Here is a 3859-nt window from a genome sequence, read left to right as displayed (position 1 = left end):
GGCGCCCCCGGGGCCCCCACGGCCGTGGGGACGCCGCTCCCGTCCGGGGACGGCGGCGGCCGGTCCTCCCGGCGGACGCCGACGACGCGTCGCTCCCGCCGGGCACCGGGCGCGTCAGGGGCGGTCCGGGGCGGAGCCGTCCGGATCGTCGTCCGGGCCGTCGTCATCGTCGAAGACCGCGCTCACGTCGAAGCGGCAGACCACGAGCGACGGGTCCGCGTCCTCGAAGGGCTCCTCCAGCCACTCCCCGGGTTCCGGGAGTTCCTCGGCGGCGGTGACCCAGAGCGTGGAGTCCCCCTCCTCCAGCCCGAACTCCTTGTGCCGGGAGGCGATCTCGTCGGCCTCGTACTCCCCGAAGAGCACGCCCAGCGCGGCGTGCACGCCCGCGGCCGGCGCCGAGGCCGCCCGGGCCTGCTGGCCGTCCGGATCCGGATCGGTGAGCCGCCGCGCCTGGGCGAGCAGCCGCGAGGGCTCCGCGACCGCGTAGTCCCGTCTGATCAGCACGCTGACGGCGTGCGGCTCCTCCGGACCTGCGTAGGGCGGCAAGGAGTCCCCGGCACCCGGGATCTCGAAGGGGGTGACCTCGTCGTAGCGGTCGTACAGGAACTCGTCGTAGACCTCGGCCGCGGCGGCCAGTGCGTTGAACGCGTCGTAGACGGCGGGATCGTCGTCCCCGGTACGGCGTTCGACGGCCTCGAGGTGGCGGTCGAGCGCGGTTTTCACTGCATCGGCGGCGGCGCGTACCTCGGCAGCGGTGGGCTGCGCAGCATCAGACATAGTGCAGACGCTATCCGTACGCGGGCCGTGCTTGCACAATAGATGCGATGCCGGAATACGAATTTGTCGACGTGTACGTGCCGCGCGGGGTGTCCCGGAAGGAAGCGGCCCGCCTGCTGACCGACCATGCCGAGTACGGGCACTGGGAGCTGGACCGACTGACGCTGCGCCTGGACGGCAGCCGCCGTGTCCGGTTGCGCCGCCGGATCATCCGCCAGCTCCGGGCCACCTGGTAGGGCGGAGCGGGCCCCGCGGCCGCGGGACCCGCTCCCCTTCGCGGTGCCGTGCGCGGCCCGCGGCGCCGTACCGTGCGGGCCGCGGCCGCTATACGGCGCTGCGCGTACGCCGGTACAGGACCGTGCCCGCGCCGGCGAGCAGCAGTCCCGCGCCCGCCGGTACGAGCACGTCGAGCCCGCCGGCGCCGGTCCGGGCGAGCTGCTCCCCCGGCACCAGCTGGGGCTCGGGAGCCTGTGGTGTGTGCGGGACGACCGGCTGCTGCGGGGTGTGCGGCACGACGGGCGGGGGCGCGTCCGTGTCGTTCTCGCAGTCGTTGCCGAAGACCGGGTTGAGCAGCCCGCCGATGGTGATGCTGTTGCCGCAGAGGTTCACGGGGATCTCGACCGGCGCCTGCACCTGGTTGCCGGAGAGGATGCCGGGTGAACCGGCCGTCTCGGCCTGTGCCGAGGTGCCGGAGGCACGGTGCCTGCCCGTCCCCTCCCCGCCGCCCCGGGCCTCGTGCCCCGCGGTGTGGCCTGCGGACGCCGAGCTGCCGGAACCGTGGCCGCCGGACGCCCGGTCGCCGGAGCCGTGACCGGACGAGGAGCTGTCCGCCTGCTCGTGCGCGGAGCCCGCGGTGCCGTTGCCGCAGTCGTTCCCGCTCGTGGGGTTGAGCAGACCGCCCACGTCCACGGAGTTCCCGCACACATTGACGGGTACGTCGACCGGGACCTGGATCGAATTCCCCGAGAGCACTCCCGGTGAGTTCGACGCGCCGCCGGCCGCTCCCGCGTCGGCGTGGGCGTAGCCGCCACCGAGCGCGAGGACTCCGCCCGCGGCCGCCATGGTGATCAGGCCTTTACGTGTGACCTGTCGCATAGGTTGCTTTCCTGCCTTCTGCCTACCGAAATGCCCCGGACACACCGTGCGGGGGCCGAATGCCCAGCGGCCCCGGAGTGCATGGCGCGCACTCCGAGGCCGGCCGGACTCACACCCTTACGGGTTGACTTCGCATGTCAGTCGTTGATGCAGACGTTGCCGAAGGCGGGGTTCAGCAGCCCGATCACGTTGATGGTGTTGCCGCAGACGTTCACCGGGACGTGGACCGGCACCTGGATGACGTTGCCCGAGATGACGCCGGGGCTGCCGATGGCGGCACCCTGGGCGCCGGCGTCGGCGGACGCCATACCGGCACCCGCGAGCACGAGACCACCGGTAGCTGCCGCGATTGCGACGACCTTCTTGATCATAATTCCTCCTGGTTGACAAGTGCGGTCCCAGCCGCGGACCGCACCACCTGTAACGAGGAGGGAGTGGCGGGGCTACGAGTGCGTGTCGTCTTTCACCCTTTCGGTCAGATACGAACACGCTGTCGGATCGGGGCCCGGGAGCCCGCCCGGCAGCCCGTTCACGCGTGGCCGATGAACCGGTCGAGCACCCGGACACCGAAGGTCAGGCCGTCCACCGGGACCCGCTCGTCCACCCCGTGGAACATGCCCGCGAAGTCCAGCTCCGGAGGCAGCTTGAGCGGGGCGAAGCCGAAGCAGCGGATGCCGAGGTCGTCGAACGACTTCGCGTCGGTACCGCCGGAGAGCATGTAGGGCACCGCGCGGGCGATCGGGTCCTCGGCCTTCAGCGCCAGCTGCATGGCGTCGACGAGCGAGCCGTCGAAGCTCGTCTCCAGGGCCTTGTCCCCGTGCACGTCCTCCCGCTTCACGCGCGGGCCGAGGATCCGGTCGAGGTCGGCCAGGAACTCGTCCTCGTGACCGGGCAGGAAGCGCCCGTCCACGTGGGCGGTGGCCTGGCCGGGGATCACGTTGACCTTGTACCCGGCGCCGAGCATGGTGGGCGCGGCGGAGTTCCGCAGGGTGGCGCCGATCATCTTGGCGATCCCGCCGAGCTTGGCGAGCGTCGCCTCCATGTCCTCCGGGTCGAGCGGGGTGCCCAGCGCGTCGGACAGCTCGTCGAGGAAGGAGCGCACGGTCTTGGTCACCCGGACCGGCCAGGTGTGCCGCCCCAGCCGGCCGACGGCCTCGCAGAGTTCGGTGATCGCGTTGTCGTTGTTGGTCATCGAGCCGTGCCCGGCGGTGCCGTCCACGGTGAGCCGCATCCAGTGCATGCCCTTCTGCGCGGTCTCCACCAGGTAGAGGCGCAGGTTCTCGTTGACGGTGAACGAGAAGCCGCCGACCTCGCCGATCGCCTCCGTGACCCCGTCGAAGAGGTCACGGTGGTGGTCGACGAGATGGCGCGCGCCGTACGTGCCGCCCGCCTCCTCGTCGGCGAGGAAGGCCAGCACGATGTCGCGCGGGGGCTTGCGGCCGCTGCGCATCCGGTCACGGACGACCGCGAGGGTCATGGCGTCCATGTCCTTCATGTCGACCGCGCCGCGTCCCCACACGCAGCCGTCCGCGATCTCTCCCGAGAACGGGTCGTGCGTCCAGTCCGCGGCGTTGGCCGGCACCACGTCGGTGTGCCCGTGGATCAGCAGGGCCGGCTTGGAGGGGTCCTCCCCTTCGATCCGGGCCACCGTGGAGGCACGGCCCTTGTGGGACTCGATGATCTTCGGGTCGAGCCCGACCTCGGCGAGTTTCTCCGCGATGTACTCGGCGGCGATCCGCTCCCCGGGGCCGGAGTGGTCGCCGTAGTTGCTGGTGTCGATCCGGATAAGGTCACGGCAGAGGTCCACGACCTCGTTCTCGGCGGACTCACCGATGCCGGTCCGGGCCGTGTCGGCCTCGCTCATGCTGGTTCCTCCCACTGTCGCGGTGGTGCTCCCCCTCATCCTCGCGCGCCCGCGCCGCGCACCCAAGACCGGCCGCCCCCCAGCGCCGTCCCCGACCGGCCCCCGGCCGGCCCCCGGCCGGCC

The 3859-nt window shown here is 72.0% G+C and carries 5 protein-coding genes; 1 reads left to right on the top strand and 4 read right to left on the bottom strand.

Translation table 11 applies throughout. The annotated features are described in order from the left end of the window. Nucleotides 1-114: 114 nt before the first annotated feature. Nucleotides 115-777: a hypothetical protein gene (locus ABZ371_RS30110; RefSeq protein WP_358685532.1), complete on the bottom strand. Its 663-nt coding sequence runs from the start codon at nucleotides 775-777 to the stop codon at nucleotides 115-117. A 47-nt stretch (nucleotides 778-824) separates the two neighbouring features. On the opposite strand from ABZ371_RS30110, the gene ABZ371_RS30105 reads away from it, so the two are divergent. After that, a complete protein-coding gene (locus ABZ371_RS30105; protein ID WP_358685530.1) occupies nucleotides 825-1013 on the top strand; it encodes a DUF5703 family protein in 189 nt (62 codons plus the stop codon). Between the two features lie 88 nt (nucleotides 1014-1101). Here the strand turns inward: ABZ371_RS30105 and ABZ371_RS30100 are convergent, their stop codons facing one another. The 3 genes from ABZ371_RS30100 to ABZ371_RS30090 all read right to left on the bottom strand — a co-directional run bounded on the left by ABZ371_RS30100 (nucleotide 1102) and on the right by ABZ371_RS30090 (nucleotide 3736). Then, a complete protein-coding gene (locus tag ABZ371_RS30100; protein ID WP_358685527.1) occupies nucleotides 1102-1872 on the bottom strand; it encodes a chaplin in 771 nt (256 codons plus the stop codon). A 137-nt stretch (nucleotides 1873-2009) separates the two neighbouring features. Next, a complete protein-coding gene (gene chpH / locus ABZ371_RS30095) occupies nucleotides 2010-2243 on the bottom strand; it encodes a chaplin ChpH (RefSeq protein WP_358685525.1) in 234 nt (77 codons plus the stop codon). A 158-nt stretch (nucleotides 2244-2401) separates the two neighbouring features. Then, nucleotides 2402-3736 carry a M20/M25/M40 family metallo-hydrolase gene (locus tag ABZ371_RS30090; protein WP_358685522.1) on the bottom strand — a complete coding sequence of 445 codons (1335 nt, stop codon included), beginning with the start codon at nucleotides 3734-3736 and terminating at the stop codon, nucleotides 2402-2404. Nucleotides 3737-3859 lie beyond the last annotated feature (123 nt).

Source organism: Streptomyces sp. NPDC005899, assembly GCF_040629645.1.
Classification (GTDB): Bacteria; Actinomycetota; Actinomycetes; order Streptomycetales; family Streptomycetaceae; genus Streptomyces.
The sequence above is the reverse complement of the archived record's forward strand: the minus strand, read 5'-3'. Positions and strand labels throughout refer to the sequence as shown.

Coding starts and splice junctions, on each gene's coding strand:
- ABZ371_RS30110 (WP_358685532.1), bottom strand. CDS start 777: ATGTCTGATGCTGCGCAGCCCACCGCTGCCGAGGTACGCGCCGCCGCC.
- ABZ371_RS30100 (WP_358685527.1), bottom strand. CDS start 1,872: ATGCGACAGGTCACACGTAAAGGCCTGATCACCATGGCGGCCGCGGGC.
- ABZ371_RS30090 (WP_358685522.1), bottom strand. CDS start 3,736: ATGAGCGAGGCCGACACGGCCCGGACCGGCATCGGTGAGTCCGCCGAG.
- ABZ371_RS30105 (WP_358685530.1), top strand. CDS start 825: ATGCCGGAATACGAATTTGTCGACGTGTACGTGCCGCGCGGGGTGTCC.
- chpH (WP_358685525.1), bottom strand. CDS start 2,243: ATGATCAAGAAGGTCGTCGCAATCGCGGCAGCTACCGGTGGTCTCGTG.